The 16,934-nt window shown below is 49.8% G+C and carries 14 protein-coding genes; 11 read left to right on the top strand and 3 right to left on the bottom strand.

Going from position 1 to position 16,934, the window contains the following annotated elements; translation table 11 throughout:
* The first annotated feature begins 127 nt into the window (after positions 1-127).
* From clpP to SC127_RS04290, 7 genes are all read left to right on the top strand, one after another.
* A complete protein-coding gene (gene clpP / locus SC127_RS04320; protein ID WP_215847439.1) occupies positions 128-751 on the top strand; it encodes an ATP-dependent Clp endopeptidase proteolytic subunit ClpP in 624 nt (207 codons plus the stop codon).
* A gap of 134 nt (positions 752-885) precedes the next feature.
* Complete coding sequence (gene clpX / locus SC127_RS04315; RefSeq protein WP_215847438.1) at positions 886-2,157, top strand: ATP-dependent protease ATP-binding subunit ClpX; 1,272 nt, start codon at positions 886-888, stop codon at positions 2,155-2,157.
* 192 nt (positions 2,158-2,349) lie between these two features.
* Positions 2,350-4,704, top strand: a complete 2,355-nt coding sequence (gene lon, locus SC127_RS04310) for an endopeptidase La (protein ID WP_215847437.1) — start codon at positions 2,350-2,352, stop codon at positions 4,702-4,704.
* Positions 4,705-4,919: 215 nt separating this feature from the next.
* Positions 4,920-5,195, top strand: a complete 276-nt coding sequence (hupB, locus tag SC127_RS04305; RefSeq protein ID WP_215847436.1) for a nucleoid-associated protein HU-beta — start codon at positions 4,920-4,922, stop codon at positions 5,193-5,195.
* Between the two features lie 246 nt (positions 5,196-5,441).
* Positions 5,442-7,310: a peptidylprolyl isomerase gene (gene ppiD / locus SC127_RS04300; protein WP_332625382.1), complete on the top strand. Its 1,869-nt coding sequence runs from the start codon at positions 5,442-5,444 to the stop codon at positions 7,308-7,310.
* Between the two features lie 140 nt (positions 7,311-7,450).
* Positions 7,451-7,774, top strand: coding sequence for a helix-hairpin-helix domain-containing protein (locus tag SC127_RS04295; protein WP_332625380.1), 324 nt, complete (start codon positions 7,451-7,453; stop codon positions 7,772-7,774).
* A 98-nt stretch (positions 7,775-7,872) separates the two neighbouring features.
* Positions 7,873-8,271: an acyl-CoA thioesterase gene (locus tag SC127_RS04290; RefSeq protein WP_243078402.1), complete on the top strand. Its 399-nt coding sequence runs from the start codon at positions 7,873-7,875 to the stop codon at positions 8,269-8,271.
* 41 nt (positions 8,272-8,312) lie between these two features.
* Here the strand turns inward: SC127_RS04290 and queC are convergent, their stop codons facing one another.
* Together queC and SC127_RS04280 are read right to left on the bottom strand one after the other, a co-directional pair.
* Positions 8,313-9,008: a 7-cyano-7-deazaguanine synthase QueC gene (gene queC / locus SC127_RS04285; protein WP_243078401.1), complete on the bottom strand. Its 696-nt coding sequence runs from the start codon at positions 9,006-9,008 to the stop codon at positions 8,313-8,315.
* A 41-nt stretch (positions 9,009-9,049) separates the two neighbouring features.
* Entirely contained in the window at positions 9,050-10,768 is a 1,719-nt protein-coding gene (locus SC127_RS04280; protein WP_332625378.1) for an SgrR family transcriptional regulator, read from the bottom strand.
* A 94-nt stretch (positions 10,769-10,862) separates the two neighbouring features.
* On the opposite strand from SC127_RS04280, the gene cof reads away from it, so the two are divergent.
* On the top strand, positions 10,863-11,684 hold the full coding sequence (gene cof, locus SC127_RS04275; RefSeq protein ID WP_332625376.1) for an HMP-PP phosphatase: 822 nt from the start codon (positions 10,863-10,865) through the stop codon (positions 11,682-11,684).
* Between the two features lie 34 nt (positions 11,685-11,718).
* On the opposite strand, the gene SC127_RS04270 is transcribed toward cof, so the two are convergent.
* Positions 11,719-12,753, bottom strand: coding sequence for a PLP-dependent cysteine synthase family protein (locus SC127_RS04270; RefSeq protein ID WP_332625374.1), 1,035 nt, complete (start codon positions 12,751-12,753; stop codon positions 11,719-11,721).
* 116 nt (positions 12,754-12,869) lie between these two features.
* Between SC127_RS04270 and SC127_RS04265 the strand changes: the two genes are divergently transcribed.
* The 3 genes from SC127_RS04265 to SC127_RS04255 are packed head-to-tail and all read left to right on the top strand — an operon-like array spanning position 12,870 to position 16,893.
* Complete coding sequence (locus tag SC127_RS04265; RefSeq protein ID WP_243078398.1) at positions 12,870-13,331, top strand: Lrp/AsnC family transcriptional regulator; 462 nt, start codon at positions 12,870-12,872, stop codon at positions 13,329-13,331.
* Positions 13,332-13,355: 24 nt separating this feature from the next.
* Positions 13,356-15,125: a SmdA family multidrug ABC transporter permease/ATP-binding protein gene (locus SC127_RS04260; protein WP_243078397.1), complete on the top strand. Its 1,770-nt coding sequence runs from the start codon at positions 13,356-13,358 to the stop codon at positions 15,123-15,125.
* Positions 15,118-16,893, top strand: coding sequence for a SmdB family multidrug efflux ABC transporter permease/ATP-binding protein (locus SC127_RS04255; protein WP_243078396.1), 1,776 nt, complete (start codon positions 15,118-15,120; stop codon positions 16,891-16,893). The genes SC127_RS04260 and SC127_RS04255 overlap by 8 nt, the downstream gene beginning before the upstream one ends.
* The last annotated feature ends 41 nt before the right edge of the window (positions 16,894-16,934 follow it).

Here is a 16,934-nt window from a genome sequence, read left to right as displayed (position 1 = left end):
AAAACAGTTAAGCTGGCTGATTAACCGTCCTGAAGGTGTCGGAAAGAGACTGAGCATAGTTTTCCCCGCTCGTCTTACGTAGAATCGGTACAGAATGTTGCCAATGAAATTTAATCAGGAGACGGTAATGTCATACAGTGGCGATCGTGAATTTACTGCACCGCATAATGCGCTGGTGCCAATGGTGGTCGAGCAAACCTCGCGTGGCGAGCGTTCCTACGACATCTATTCCCGTCTGCTCAAAGAGCGTGTGATCTTTTTGACCGGGCAGGTTGAAGACCATATGGCGAACCTGATTGTCGCGCAGATGCTCTTTTTGGAAGCAGAGAATCCAGAAAAAGACATCTACCTGTATATCAACTCTCCAGGCGGCGTTATCACCGCTGGCATGTCTATTTATGACACCATGAAGTTTATCAAACCGGATGTCAGCACCATTTGTATGGGCCAGGCTTGTTCAATGGGCGCTTTCCTGCTGACCGCAGGCACCAAAGGTAAACGTTTCTGCCTGCCTAACTCACGCGTCATGATTCACCAACCATTAGGCGGTTATCAGGGCCAGGCAAGTGATATTGAAATTCACGCGCGTGAAATCCTTAAAGTAAAACAGCGCATGAACGAGCTGATGGCAGAGCATACAGGTAAAACGCTGGAAGAAATTGAACGCGATACTGAGCGTGATCGTTTCCTCTCTGCGAGTGAAGCGGTAGAGTATGGATTAGTCGATTCTATCCTGACACATCGCGAATAAGACCCAACTTGCCCTTATCCTTACGCTATAGTTATCAGGATATCGGTTATATTATGGGTTGAATGAATTTCGGCCGTGACGACACGGCCAGCGCCGTACGCCGGTATGGCCTGAGAACTAGAAGAGGTTAACTGATGACAGATAAGCGCAAAGACGGTTCAGGAAAGTTGCTGTACTGCTCTTTTTGCGGCAAAAGCCAGCATGAAGTGCGTAAGCTGATTGCCGGGCCGTCAGTGTATATCTGCGATGAGTGTGTTGATCTGTGTAACGACATCATTCGCGAAGAGATTAAAGAAGTTGCCCCGCATCGCGAACGTAGTGCCCTGCCTACGCCGCATGAAATTCGCCATCACCTCGACGATTATGTTATCGGTCAGGAAAAGGCGAAAAAAGTGCTGGCTGTGGCGGTATATAACCACTACAAACGCTTGCGCAACGGCGACACCAGCAACGGCATTGAACTGGGTAAAAGTAACATTTTGCTTATCGGTCCAACCGGTAGCGGTAAAACGCTGTTGGCGGAAACGCTGGCGCGCCTGTTGGATGTACCGTTTACCATGGCAGATGCAACGACGTTAACTGAAGCGGGTTATGTGGGTGAGGATGTTGAAAATATCATCCAGAAACTGCTGCAGAAATGTGATTATGATGTGCAAAAAGCACAGCGTGGCATCGTCTACATTGATGAGATCGATAAGATTTCACGTAAGTCAGACAATCCATCAATCACGCGTGACGTGTCCGGTGAAGGTGTACAGCAAGCCTTGCTGAAACTGATTGAAGGCACCGTAGCAGCCGTTCCACCGCAAGGGGGACGTAAGCATCCACAACAAGAGTTTTTGCAGGTTGATACTTCGAAAATCTTGTTTATTTGTGGTGGTGCGTTTGCTGGCCTGGATAAAGTCATTTCGCAGCGTGTTGAAACCGGTTCTGGTATCGGATTTGGCGCGACAGTGAAAGGCAAATCAGAGAAAGCGTCTGAAGGTGACCTGCTTGCTCAGTGTGAGCCGGAAGATTTGATCAAATTTGGTCTGATTCCTGAGTTTATTGGTCGTCTCCCTGTTGTGGCGACGTTGAGTGAACTGAGCGAAGAAGCCCTGATTCAGATCTTGCGTGAACCAAAAAATGCGCTGACTAAACAGTATCAGGCGTTGTTCAACCTGGAAGGCGTTGAACTGGAATTCCGTGATGAGGCATTGACTGCCATCGCGAAAAAAGCAATGTCACGTAAAACGGGTGCGCGTGGTTTGCGTTCCATCGTTGAAGGTGCTTTGCTGGAAACCATGTACGACTTACCTTCAATGGATGACGTTGAAAAAGTGGTGATTGATGAATCAGTTATTGAGGGGCAGTCAGACCCAATGTTGATTTACGGAAAGCACGAAGCGCAGGCTTCTGGCGAATAAATAATCAATTTAGCCATGTTATTATCTTAAAAAAGGGGAAAATTCTTTCCCCTTTTGTTTTTCTCGCCTCTGTGACGTTGAATGTCGGACGATCATCCCCATATACTCAGATACCTGTGGGTAATTGCATACTTCATTCATGCATGATGCGGTTCCCATCACCTGGCGGACATTAAACTAAGAGAGAGCTCTATGAATCCTGAGCGTTCTGAACGCATTGAAATCCCCGTGTTGCCGCTGCGCGACGTGGTGGTTTATCCGCACATGGTAATTCCGTTGTTTGTCGGTCGGGAAAAATCGATTCGGTGCCTTGAAGCCGCAATGGATCATGATAAGAAGATCATGCTGGTCGCACAGAAAGAGGCTTCAACGGATGAACCTGGCATTAACGATCTCTTCTCGGTAGGGACCGTCGCTTCTGTTTTGCAAATGCTGAAACTGCCGGATGGCACGGTTAAAGTATTGGTCGAAGGTTTACAGCGTGCGCACATCACGACGCTGGCAGACAACGGTGACCATTTTGTTGCTCAGGCTGAATATCTGGAATCTCCAGAGATTGAAGAGCGTGAGCAAGAAGTGCTGGTGCGTACGGCGATCAATCAGTTTGAAGGCTATATCAAACTGAATAAGAAGATCCCACCAGAAGTACTGACTTCACTGAATAATATTGACGATGCGGCACGTCTTGCCGACACCGTCGCTGCGCATATGCCACTGAAATTAGCGGATAAACAATCAGTGCTGGAGATGTCAGACGTGAACGAGCGTCTGGAATATCTGATGGCGATGATGGAATCCGAAATCGATCTGCTGCAGGTTGAGAAGCGCATTCGCAACCGCGTCAAAAAGCAGATGGAAAAAAGTCAGCGTGAGTACTATCTGAATGAGCAAATGAAGGCCATTCAGAAAGAGTTAGGTGAGATGGATGATACGCCTGATGAATACGAAGCGCTGAAACGCAAAATTGATTTGGCAAAAATGCCAGATGAAGCACGCGAAAAAGCTGAAGCAGAACTGCAGAAGCTGAAAATGATGTCACCGATGTCTGCTGAAGCAACCGTTGTACGTGGTTACATCGACTGGATGGTTCAGGTGCCATGGAACGCGCGCAGCAAAGTGAAAAAAGATCTGCGCAAAGCTCAGGAAACGCTGGATATCGACCATTACGGCCTTGAGCGTGTGAAAGATCGCATCCTTGAGTACCTTGCGGTGCAAAGTCGCGTTAGCAAAATCAAAGGGCCTATTTTGTGCCTGGTTGGACCGCCGGGTGTTGGTAAAACTTCACTGGGCCAATCAATTGCTAAAGCGACAGGCCGTAAATATGTGCGTATGGCGCTGGGCGGCGTGCGTGACGAAGCTGAAATTCGCGGTCACCGTCGTACTTACATCGGCTCAATGCCGGGTAAACTGATCCAGAAAATGGCGAAAGTCGGCGTGAAAAACCCGCTGTTCCTGTTAGATGAAATCGATAAGATGTCATCTGATATGCGGGGTGATCCGGCGTCTGCTCTGCTGGAAGTCCTTGATCCAGAACAGAACATTGCGTTTAACGATCACTACCTTGAAGTCGATTACGATCTTTCCGACGTGATGTTTGTCGCGACATCGAACTCGATGAATATTCCGGCACCGCTGTTAGACCGTATGGAAGTGATTCGCCTTTCGGGTTATACCGAAGACGAAAAACTGAATATTGCGCTGCAGCATTTATTGCCGAAGCAAATCGAGCGTAACGCATTAAAAGCTCACGAAATCACAGTCGAAGACAGTGCTATTGTCGGCATCATTCGTTATTACACCCGCGAAGCGGGCGTACGTAGCCTTGAGCGTGAGTTGTCGAAGCTTTGCCGTAAAGCAGTGAAATCGCTGTTGATGGATAAGACCAAGAAACACATCACCATTAACGGTGAGAACCTCAAGGACTTCCTTGGTGTTCAGCGTTTCGATTATGGTCGTGCCGACAGCGAAAACCGTGTAGGTCAAGTGACCGGTTTGGCATGGACGGAAGTTGGCGGCGATTTGCTGACTATCGAAACCGCCTGCGTACCGGGCAAAGGTAAATTGACTTATACCGGTTCACTGGGTGAAGTGATGCAGGAATCGATTCAGGCTGCGTTAACTGTGGTACGCGCTCGCGCTGAGAAACTGGGCATCAATGGCGACTTCTACGAAAAACGTGATATTCACGTTCACGTACCTGAAGGCGCCACACCTAAAGATGGTCCAAGTGCCGGTATTGCTATGTGCACCGCATTGGTTTCTTGTCTGACGGGTAACCCAGTGCGCGCAGATGTTGCGATGACAGGTGAAATCACCTTGCGTGGACAAGTCTTGCCGATTGGTGGTTTGAAAGAAAAACTGCTGGCAGCGCACCGTGGTGGTATTAAAACTGTGCTGATCCCAGATGACAACAAGCGTGATTTGGAAGAAATTCCACAGAACGTTATTGCCGATCTGGACATTCATCCGGTTAAACGTATTGAAGAAGTGCTGAACCTGGCACTGGAAAATGCACCATACGGAATGCAGGTCGCGACAGCAAAATAGTGATTAACGGCAAAAACCGTTAAAAAGCAGAGCTGGCAAGGCAATTGGCGCTTGCCAGCTTTTTTTTGTGCCGCTAGTTTAGGTGGCTGTGGAAGCAGCGTTCTAAGAGAATTACCGTTGTTTCGGCATAACAGGCTTGATATAACTTGCTGCGCGTTCGTGTTCGGCGGGAAGCGCGGATACGAAGTGAAATAATAAAAGAGGGGATGAAAAGAGTGAATAAGTCACAATTGATCGACAAAATTGCTGCAGATGCTGACATTTCTAAAGCAGCAGCGGGACGTGTTTTAGATGCATTCATGGGCTCTGTTTCTGACGCGCTGAAAGGCGGCGATGAAGTGGCGCTGGTGGGTTTCGGCACTTTCTCCGTGCGCGACCGTGCTGCACGTACTGGCCGCAATCCACAAACCGGTAAAGAAATCACTATTCCGGCAGGCAAAGTACCCGGCTTCCGTGCGGGTAAAGCATTGAAAGACGCAGTCAATCAATAACAACGAATACATTCATTGGAGCATTTTCTTCAGTGGATTAGGGGACGGTTAACGCGTTCTCATGTAACATACGGGCACATCGATTTGATGTGCCTTTTTTTATCCTGAAGCGGCGAAAAGAGGTCGTGAGACGTGTCTCAGCAGGATTAATGCTGCCAGCTAAACTTGCAGCTGCGTAATGGGCCAGCAACACGGCGTATTACGCCCGAGCTTTACATTCACACTACAGCGGAGTGTTGTCATACCATGATGGACAATTTACGCGCGGCGTCGAACCATGTCGTGCTCAAGATTATTTTGGGGTTGATCATTCTCTCCTTTGTGCTGACGGGCGTTGGCAACTATCTGATTGGCGGCAACAGCGATTATGCAGCCAAGGTTAATGGTCAGGAGATCAGCCGGGCACAGCTGGAGCAGGCGTTCAATAATGAGCGTAATCGTCAGCAGCAAATGTTGGGCGAACAATTCTCTCAGCTGGCAAGTAATGACGGTTATATGCAGCAAATTCGCCAGCAGGCGCTTTCGCAACTGGTTGATCAAGCGCTACTCGACGCTTATATCAAAGATCTGCACATCGATATCAGCGATGAACAAGTCAAACAAGCCATCTTCAATCAGAGGGCTTTCCAGACCAACGGCAAATTTGATAACGCTAAATACAACGGTTTGATCTCCAGTATGGGCTATTCCGCCGATCAATATGCGGAAGCACTGCGTAAACAGTTATCAAATCAGCAATTGATCAATGCGGTAGCCAATACCGATTTCATGCTGAAAGGTGAAACCAGCAAGCTGGTAGACCTCGTTTCACAGAAGCGTGATATTCGCCAGGCGACGATTGATGTCAATGCGCTTGTTGCCAAGCAATCCGTCACTGATGATGAAATAAATCAATATTATCAGCAACATAAAAGCAATTTTATGGCGCCAGAGCAATTCCGTGTTAGCTACATCAAACTTGATGCGGCAAGCATGCAGCAGAATCCCAGCGAAGCTGAGGTTCAGAGTTGGTACGACCAACACAAAGCTGAATATTCTCAGCCACAGCGTAATCGTTATAGCGTGATTCAGACCAAGACCGAAGCGGATGCAGAGGCGTTATTAACGCAGCTGAAAGCAGGTGGGGACTTTGCTGAGCTGGCAAAAACCAAATCCATCGACCCGATTTCGGCACGCAAAGGGGGCGACATGGGTTGGTTAGAACCCGCGACAACACCTGATGAACTGAAAAACGCCGGCCTGACGGAAAAAGGCCAGATGTCAGCAGTGATCAAATCTTCTGTTGGTTTCTTGATTGTCCGTCTCGACGATATCCAGCCAGAGCAAGTTAAGCCATTTGCCGAAGTGCAGAGCGCAGTGGCAGATAAAGTGAAGCAGGAAAAAGGCGTTGATGCTTTCTACAAACTTCAGCAGAAAGTGAGTGAAGCAGCCAGCAACGACAATGAATCGCTGGCGGGTGCTGAACAAGCGTCGGGATTAAAAGCCACTGAAACAAACTGGTTTAGTCATGACAGCCTGCCCAAAGAACTCGATTTTGATGCGGTTAAACAAGCTATTTTCAACGGTGGTTTAGTCGGTCAGAACGGTGCGCCAGGTAATAATTCAGACATCATCAGCGTCGATGGCGATCGTGCTTTTGTTCTGCGTATCAGTGAACACAAAGCGGAAGCCGTGCAACCGCTGGAACAGGTTAAGGCGCAGATTAGCGATACATTGAAGCACGAGAAAGCGCAGCAGCAAGCGAAAGCGCAAGCGGATAAGCTGCTGGCAGATTTGAAGGCCGGCAAGCAAGATGCTTTAACTGCAGCGGGCTTGACGCTGAGCGCGGCCACGACGGTTGACCGTAACGCGCAAGATCCGGTTGCTCAGGCAGCCTTCAATTTGCCACAGCCAGCAGACAACAAACCTTCATGGGGTGTAAGTGAAGATATGCAGGGCAATGTGGTTCTGGTAGCGGTGGATAAAGTTAGCACCGGTAGCATGCCGCAGGCGCAGATTGATGAAATGGTTAAAGGTGTAACGCAGAACAATGCTCAACTGGCATTTGAAGCGCTGCTACAAAACCTGCGTAAAGAAGCAAAAATTAAGTACGGCGCTGCTGCACAAATGCAGTAAGCCTCGCAAATAATCAGGTAATCACTGAAACAAACAAAGGCCGCTTTCGCGGCCTTTTCCATTTTTGTTTTTTGTCTTTTGAGTCAATCCTGCCTGCGTGAAATGCTGTGCCTGCTGTTAACCACAAGGAGAAACACAGCATGGCAAAATCCACTTTATATGCACTTTGTCTTTCACTGGCGCTTGGCGGCGCACTTTATCAAACCGCACTGCATGCCGAAGAAGCGTCAGCTGAAGCGCAGGCAGCGCAGACTTTCTTGCCACAACAGGATCAAGTCAGCATCAATGAGGCTTCTGCTGAACAGCTATCGAAGGTTATGAATGGTGTCGGTTTGAAAAAAGCCCAATCAATTGTGAGTTACCGCGAGCAATATGGCGCCTTCACGGCGATTGAACAGTTAAAAGAGGTGCCGGGGATTGGTAATGCGTTAGTCGAAAGAAATGCCTCACGTTTGAAATTGTGAAGTGACACACATCTCTGACAGATAGCCTGCCGCAAAGGTTGGGTTTTGCTAAGTTTAACAGGTCCAACCAGTTATTCATTTGCGGCAGGAGTTTTTAAATGCGAACCACTATTAAAGTGCGTGGCTATCATCTGGATGTTTATCAACATGTTAATAATGCACGATATCTTGAATTTCTGGAGGAGGCGCGCTGGCAATGGCTAGAAGAAGCCGACGCTTTTAACTGGCTGGTAGAACAAAGGCTGGCTTTTGTGGTGGTCAATATCAACATCAACTATCGTCGCCCAGCGGTGCTGGGTGATGTACTCGAAATAGACAGTGAGATTACGCAATTAAACGGCAAAAGCGGCATTATTGCGCAGCGCGTGTTATTAGCGGGAGAAGAAACTGTAGTGGCAGACGCAGCGCTGACCTTTGTCTGTATCGATTTGCACAGCCAAAAAGCGGTGCCAATTGAAGGAGAATTACGTCAACGCTTGCAAGGATTAATGATGTAATCGCAGGGCAGGGCGGCGAATGAAACATTCGCCGTCTGTGATCAGTTTAAACCCGTTTTACTTTTCATCGCTGCCATGATGCCAGAACGATCGTTGAGATAAAGCTGCAAGCCATTGGCGCGCAAATGACAGGCTGCACACTCTCCGCAGCCATCGCCTTTAATGCCGTTATAGCAAGTTAATGTCTGCTCACGCACTAACGTCAGGTGTTGCCAGTAATCTGCCAACGCCCAGGTTTCAGCTTTATTCAGCCACATTAAAGGCGTTTCAAAACGAATATTGCGCGCCATGCCCAGGCTCACGGCATGATTCAGCGCCTTAACAAATTCGTCACGGCAATCGGGATAACCAGAAAAATCGGTTTCGCATACACCGGTAATCACTGCTTCTGCCTCGACTTGATACGCATAAACGGATGCCAATGTCAGAAACAGAATATTGCGACCAGGAACAAACGTGCTGGGTAAGCCGCTGGCGTCGGGATCGTAGGCAGGCACGGGAATATTATCGCGTGTCAGACTGCTTACTGCGAGTTCGTTTAGCATCGTGACATCCAGCACTTTATGCGCACGCGCCCCTAGCTGGAGCGAAAGTTCACGTGCGACATCAATCTCTTCGCGATGACGCTGACCATAATCAAAGGTGACGCAATGCACTTCATCATACTGCTGGAGTGCCTGAATTAAGCAGGTGGTGGAATCTTGTCCACCACTGAAAACGACAACGGCGCGTTTCATGGTGTTTATCCTGATCAAAAATTGGTGTCTATGGTAATGCCTCAGTCTGTCGCTGAACAGCTGCGTGAGGTGCTAATCGGCGGCGGTATCCAGGCGCGATTAAAATCGAACCATCCTAAAGTGTTAAGCTGAAGCCCTTCCACCCCCGGCGGTGCGGAAATTTGGTAACGGTAGTTAAAGAGCGGAAGCAATACACCACCGATCATGAGCTGTTGATAGAGTTGATGCAAAGCCCTGGAGCGATCGTCTGGACTATCAATTTGCTGCAACTCACAAAGCTGCTGATACATTGCCGCGCCTTGCTCAGAATGCCAAAGTGGCTGCCACAGCGGGTCTATCTGCAGCCAGGTCGCCAAGGTAAAAACCGGTGCATCACCAATCAAACGATCGCCCATGACTAAATCAGCATCGGCGAGCGAATGAATATCTCGCCAGCTTTTCACTTGGTGAAAAATGATTTCAAGCTTGCAGCCATTTGCTAACAGGAGCTGCTGTAATGCCCGCGCCATCTCATGCAGTTCAACCGGCAAGTGATAGTGCAGTGTCAGGTTAGCAGGTAACGGGTGTTGTTCCTCTTTGAGCTGAGGTACCGGCCAGCCGGGCAATAACTCTCTGCTTGGTGTAATGAGACCCTCATCCAAAGGTAACTGAGTAATGATGTCGCTCTGTTGCACCAGATTAAATAAGCGACGTGCCTGACCAGGTGTAAATCCACTGCGTGGGCGACAAACCAGATAACAAAAACCCAGGCTAATGCTCCGGCTGACGGGACGTAAGCTGTCCAATTCATCAGTATCACCAATAGCGATTTGCACCGGATGGCGGCAACTGGTGCCCAACGTACGATCAAATAGCTGTGGCGTAATCCAATACTCTATCGCTTGCAGGAGTGGAAGCTGTAAATGCCAGCGCGCGTGGCTTTCGATTCGTACCAGTTCAGGTGTGAAATGCTTTAGCTTCCAGGGACCGCTGCCAATGTGAGTATCAACAGGATGCGGCAGCAAACAGAGTTGGTGAGCCAATCTGTGCGGCAACCAGTAATCGCTTTGCTTTAGCTGAAAACGCAGCGCGAGTGGATGGGGCGCATCGATATGCACCACATCGGCAAGCAACTGACGTACGCGCGCGTTCTGTATGATCTTTTCAAATTGCGCCACGAGGTGACTGGCCTGAATCGGCTCGTCGCTATGCCAGAAAAGCTGCGGACGAAGCCAGAATAACCAAACTCGTCCCTGTTCCTGATGTTGCCAGTGGTGCGCAAGATCACCAATAGGATCATCATTCTGAAATCGCGTCAAACCGGAGAAAAGTTGATGTACCAAATGTTGTTCGGCCCGGCCACTGATCTGTAACGGCTGCACACTTTCTAATGGCCGATAATAAGGAATACGCAGTACCGGCGCATTGTTCTGCCACTGTGCGCCCATCAAAGGCTGTAGCAGGCTCATTAACTTCTCCGGTGCAACTTCCATAACCTGTAAGGCTTCTGTCGCATCGCCTGATGCTAAACGGCTATGCAACAATTGCTGGCGCAGCTGCTCTGGTGCAAGAATAAATTCCAAACGCCCCTGCTTACCACGACCCGGTTCGCCTTGCCAGCGTAGCCAACCTGCTTGCTGCCATTGCGACAGCAGCGTGCGCAGATGGCGCTCACTGCAAATGCAGTAGCGTGCCATTTCTGCCACGCACGTTTGTTGTGGAGCGCCCTGACTTTGCTGCCACAAGCGCTGAAACTGATTAAGACGATTAAGTTGGCGCATAGTAAACCCGGAACAATTTTCTAAAAGTATTCACTATTACTTCCGCAATTAACAGGCGATAGTAGCTCAACAGTTTTTCAGCGGGAGATAAGTGATGGCACGTTTAGCAGCATTTGATATGGATGGCACATTATTACTGCCGAACCATCAGTTGGGCGGCGAGACGTTAGCGAGTTTACAGGCATTACATCTTCGCGATGTGCAGCTTGCGTTTGCTACCGGTCGGCACCTGCTTGAAATGCAAATCCTGCAGCAGAAAATCACGCTTCCCGCCTGGCTGATCACAGGTAACGGAACGCGCGTGCACGACAGACAAGGCAATTTGCTGTTCGCAAGCGACTTACCGCCTTCCGTTGCGGAAGAGGTCATTCACACGCACTGGGATACAACGGCATCCATGCATGTGTTTAATGATCAAGGCTGGTTCACTGACAAAGCGGTTCCTGCGCTACTTGCGGCCCATCAGATGAGTGGTTTTCATTATCAATTGCGCGATCTGAAATCTATCCCTGCACACGATGTGACAAAGATCTGTTTTATTGATGAACATACGCGCTTGTGCAAACTTAAAACTCAGCTTGAAGCGGCATTAGGTGCGCAGACAAATATCTGTTTTTCGGCGTGGGATTGTTTGGAGGTCTTACCGCTTAACTGTAACAAAGGCAGCGCATTAACTCTGCTCTGTCAGCATCTTTCATTAACTTTGGCGGATTGCATGGCATTTGGCGATGCAATGAACGATCGAGAGATGTTGGCGCAAGTGGGCAAAGGTTTCGTGATGGGCAATGCGATGAGCCAGTTAAAAGCTGCGCTGCCGCATCTGCCCATTATTGGTCATTGCGAGACACAGGCGGTGTCTCACTATTTAAATCACTGGCTTTCCACACCTGACCTCGCGTATTCCCCCGAATGCTGAGGATTGCAGTGAACCGGACAGGAAGTCCGGTTTTTTATTCCAGCTCGCGCAGCCAGGGTTGAATATCGCCGATATTTTTTGCTACCCATTCCGGCTGATAATAGCTGTCGAGGTAACGCTCGCCGCTATCACACAACAGAGTGACTAACGCGCCTTTTTCGTTGTTTTCACGCATCCGTTTTGCCACCTGAATCATGCCCCAAAAATTGGTGCCGGTAGATGCGCCAGGTTTGCGTCCCAGTAATTTTTCCAGCTTCAGCATCGCAGCAATGGTCGCGCCATCCGGTACTTTCATAATCTCGTCAATGACATCTGGCATAAAAGAGGGCTCTACACGTGGCCGGCCAATGCCTTCAATCATGCTGCCACGTGTACTATGCAAACGCGTATCGCGGCTGTGCCAGTAATCAAAAAACACAGAGTGTTGCGGATCGACCACTAATAAATGCGTATCGAAGCCTTGATAGCGAATGTAACGCCCTAGTGTGGCAGAAGTGCCGCCCGTTCCTGCGCTCATAATCAAGGTATGCGGGGTAGGATAAGGTTCAAGCGTCATCTGACGAAAAATGCTCTCGGCAATATTATTATTACCGCGCCAGTCAGTTGCACGCTCCGCATAGGTGAACTGATCCATAAAATGCCCGTCCATTTCACGCGCCAGCCGCTCCGATTCCGTATAAAGCTGGCAAGGATCCTCAACAAAATGGCATTGCCCGCCATAAAAAGTAATTTGCTCTATTTTACGTTTAGCGGTGCTGGCGGGCATCACGGCGATGAACGGCAAACCCAGCAGCCGCGCAAAATAGGCTTCAGATACTGCGGTGCTGCCGGAAGAGGCTTCAATGATCGGGGTATTTTGCTTTATCCAGCCGTTGGCCAGGCCATATAAAAACAGCGAACGCGCCAGACGATGTTTTAAGCTGCCGCTCGGATGGGTACTTTCATCTTTCAGGTAAAACCAGATGCCAGGGAAATCGGCCAGATCAAAGCGGATCAAATGGGTTTCTGCGGATCGTTGAAAATCTGCGTTGATTTCTTTAATGGCGTGGCGAGTCCAGCAAGTGTGCATGTTAAGCATCCGACAGCGTAGATGGCGGCTATTTTAAGGCACTGGCGGGAAAAAGAGATTGCTATATTGCCGTTAAAATCACGTTAATAGAGAAAATATTTCTACGGAAAAGCCAAATGCCAGATAAAACAGACTTTAAAATGCTGGCGCTGCTGCAGCAGGATTGTACGTTATCGCTGCAGGCGCTGGCGGATGCGGTTAATCTCACCACAACGCCATGCTGGAAACGCCTGAAAAAGCTGGAAGAAGATGGCATTATTCGCGCACGTGTTGCCCTGTTGGACGGTGAAAAACTCGGTTTATCGCTGACGGCGTTTATGTTTGTTAAGACGCAGCAACACAGCAGCGACTGGTATCAGGCGTTTGTGTCGGTGGTACGAAGTATGCCCGAGGTGATGGCCTTTTACCGTATGGCGGGCGAATATGATTACCTGCTGCGCGTGCAGGTTGCCGATATGAAAAGCTACGATGGCTTTTATAAGCGCTTAGTTAACGGCGTTCCGGGTTTGATTGATGTGACCTCCAGCTTCGCCATGGAAGAAATTAAATACACCACGGCTTTACCTGTCGCCCCTTGAGGGCAAAAGATTGAGAGCAGCGTTGTGCGATTATTCAGCCAGTTAAGTTGGTATTTTATACGTGAGTGGCGACGCTATGTAGGCGCCGTCATCCTGTTGATCATTATTGCTATTTTGCAGTTGTTACCGCCGCATGTAGTGGGCGTTATTGTGGATGGCGTTACGCACCATAGTATGAGCACTGGCCAAATCATGATGTGGATTGGCATCATGCTAGCAACCGCGATAGTGGTTTACCTGTTGCGCTATGTCTGGCGCGTGCTGCTGTTTGGCGCCTCTTATCAACTCGCGGTAGAGCTACGTGAAGATTTTTATCGTCAGCTAAGTCGCCAGCATCCCGCCTTTTATTTACGCCATCGTACTGGCGACTTAATTGCGCGCGCAACAAATGATGTGGATCGCGTGGTTTTCGCCGCCGGTGAAGGCGTGTTGACACTGGTCGATTCACTGGTGATGGGTTGCGTCGTGTTAGTGGTGATGAGCACGCAAATCAGCTGGCAATTGACCTTGCTGTCACTGATACCCATGCCGATTATGGCGCTGGTGATCCATCGTTACGGCAACCAATTACATCAACGCTTTAAACTGGCGCAGGCAGCTTTTTCCAGCCTCAACGATCAGACTCAAGAAAGCCTGACCAGCATCCGCATGATCAAATCTTTTGGTCTTGAGCAGCATCAGTCGCAGCAATTTTCTGACATTGCCCGCGACACAGGTGAAAAAAATCTGCGCGTGGCCCGCGTTGATGCACGGTTTGATCCCACCATTTACATCGCGATTGGCTTTTCCAATCTACTGGCGATTGGCGGCGGCAGCTGGCTGGTGTGGCACGATCAAATGACGCTAGGTCAGCTCACCAGTTTTGTAATGTATCTCGGTCTGATGATTTGGCCCATGTTGGCGCTGGCGTGGATGTTTAATATTGTCGAGCGCGGTAGTGCAGCCTGGAGCCGAATTCGCGTCCTGTTGTCGGAAGCGCCGGCGGTAGAAGATGGTGAAAAAACACTGCCTGCAGAGCCAGGTCTTTTGCAGGCGGCGATCCGTGAGTTTCGTTATCCTGCCAGCTCCGGGCCGGTATTAAGTCATCTCAATTTCCAACTGAAACCCGGCGAAATGTTGGGCTTATGTGGTCCAACCGGCAGCGGTAAAAGTACGCTGCTTAGCTTGATTCAGCGCCACTTCGATATTCAACAAGGCGATATCCGCTATCACAATCTGCCGCTCCCGCAATTACGCATTGATAGCTGGCGTAGCCGCTTAGCCGTGGTGAGCCAAACGCCCTTCCTGTTTTCGGATAGCGTGGCGAGTAACATTGCGCTGGGTAAACCCAATGCTTCGCAGGAAGAGATTGAGCAAGCAGCCAAAATGGCCTGCGTTCATGATGACATCTTACGTTTACCGCAAGGGTATGAAACAGAGGTGGGTGAGCGCGGCGTGATGTTATCGGGTGGGCAGAAACAGCGCCTTTCGATTGCTCGTGCATTATTGCTGAATGCAGAAATCCTGATCCTTGATGACGCCTTGTCCGCGGTGGACGGCCGTACAGAACATGAAATACTGCATAACCTGCGCATCTGGGGCAAGAATCGCACCTTGATCATCAGTGCACATCGTCTGTCAGCGTTAACTGAAGCCAGCGAGATTCTGGTGCTACAGCAAGGTACGGTCGCGCAACGTGGCAATCACGATACGCTGGTGGCAGAGCCAGGTTGGTATCGCGATATGTATCGTTATCAGCAATTGGAAGCCGCGCTAGACGACGACGAGAATGAAAAAGGAGTGCCGCATGGCTAAGTCACAACGCTTGTGGCCAACACTGAAACGCCTGCTGAGCTACGGTAAACCCTGGCGTAAGTCCTTGTCGATAGCCGTCGCAATGCTGTGGATTGCCGCTGCCGCTGAAGTCACGGGCCCGGTTCTGGTCAGCTACTTTATCGATAAATTAGTGGCGAAACACCATATGCCTTGGGCTGTGGTGGCTGGGCTGGTGGTGAGTTTCATTTTGCTGCAATTGTTGGCTGCTGCGCTGCATTACTGGCAGGCACTGCTGTTTAATCGCGCGGCGATAGGCGTGGTGCAGCGATTACGCAGCGATGTGATGAATGCGGCTCTGCGTCAGCCGCTGAGCGCGTTTGATACGCAGCCGGTTGGGCAAATCATCTCACGCGTTACTAACGATACCGAAGTGATCAAAGATCTCTACGTTACGGTGGTAGCAACAGTGTTGCGCAGCGCAGCGTTAGTCGGCGCGATGATGGTCGCGATGTTTAGCCTTGACTGGCGCATGGCGCTGGTGGCGATGTTGATTTTCCCGATGGTGCTGGTGGTGATGTTGATTTATCAGCGCTACAGCACGCCTATTGCACGCCGTGTACGCAGTTATCTGGCTGAAATCAACAACGGTTTTAATGAAGTGATCAGCGGCATGAGCGTGATCCAGCAGTTTCGTCAGCAGGCGCGCTTTGGTGAGCGCATGGGCGAGGCCAGCCGTTCACACTATCTGGCGCGCATGGAAACGCTGCGGCTGGACGGATTCCTGCTGCGGCCTCTATTAAGCCTGTTCTCGGCCTTGGTGCTGTGTGGCTTGTTGATGCTATTTAGCTTTTCCATGCCGGGCGTATTTGAAGTGGGCGTACTTTACGCTTTTATTACCTATCTGGGACGCCTGAACGAACCTTTGATCGAACTAACCACCCAACAATCGATGTTGCAGCAGGCGGTAGTATCGGGTGAGCGCATTTTTGAGCTGATGGATGCCACCCAACAGCAATATGGTAGTGATGATCGTCCCCTCGCTTCAGGTCGTATCACCTTTAACAACTTGAGCTTTGCCTATCGCGAAAATCGCGATGTGCTGAGTAATATCAATCTTGAGGTTCCTTCACGCGGGTTTGTTGCATTGGTGGGACATACCGGCAGTGGAAAAAGTACGCTGGCCAACTTATTAATGGGGTATTACCCGGTGACGCGCGGCGAGATTCGCCTCGACGATCGTCCGATAAGTGAACTGACACATTCGGTGCTGCGACGTGGTATTGCGATGGTGCAGCAAGATCCGGTCGTGTTAGCGGACACCTTGTTGTCCAACGTACGCTTAGGCCGCGATATCAGTGAAGAGGCGGTCTGGCAGGTGCTTGAGCAAGTCCAACTGGCACCCTTAGCCCGCAGCATGCCCGAAGGCATTCACACCCGGCTGGGTGAGCAGGGCAATAATCTCTCTGTTGGGCAAAAACAGTTATTGGCGCTGGCGCGGGTGCTGGTCGAATTACCGCAAATCCTGATTCTTGATGAGGCCACGGCCAATATCGACTCTGGCACTGAGCAGGCTATTCAGCAAACGCTGCGCACTTTAAGGCAGCACAGCACATTGGTGGTGATTGCTCACCGCCTTTCAACCATCACCGAAGCCGATACAATTTTAGTTCTGCATCATGGACAAGTAGTGGAGCGTGGCAATCATCAGCAACTGCTCGCGCAGCAAGGCCGCTATTGGCAAATGTATCAGTTACAGCAAGCAGGGGATGAACTTGCTTCGGGCATGCCCTTAACAACAGAAGGGTGATCTGCACCTTTTTTGCGCGCTTTTATCAGATTAATCTGTAT

Origin of the sequence: Pantoea sp. T14, from assembly GCF_036663535.1 — a bacterium.
Taxonomy (GTDB): domain Bacteria; phylum Pseudomonadota; class Gammaproteobacteria; order Enterobacterales; family Enterobacteriaceae; genus Pantoea; species Pantoea phytostimulans.
This window is presented reverse-complemented; position numbering and strand designations above follow the sequence as displayed.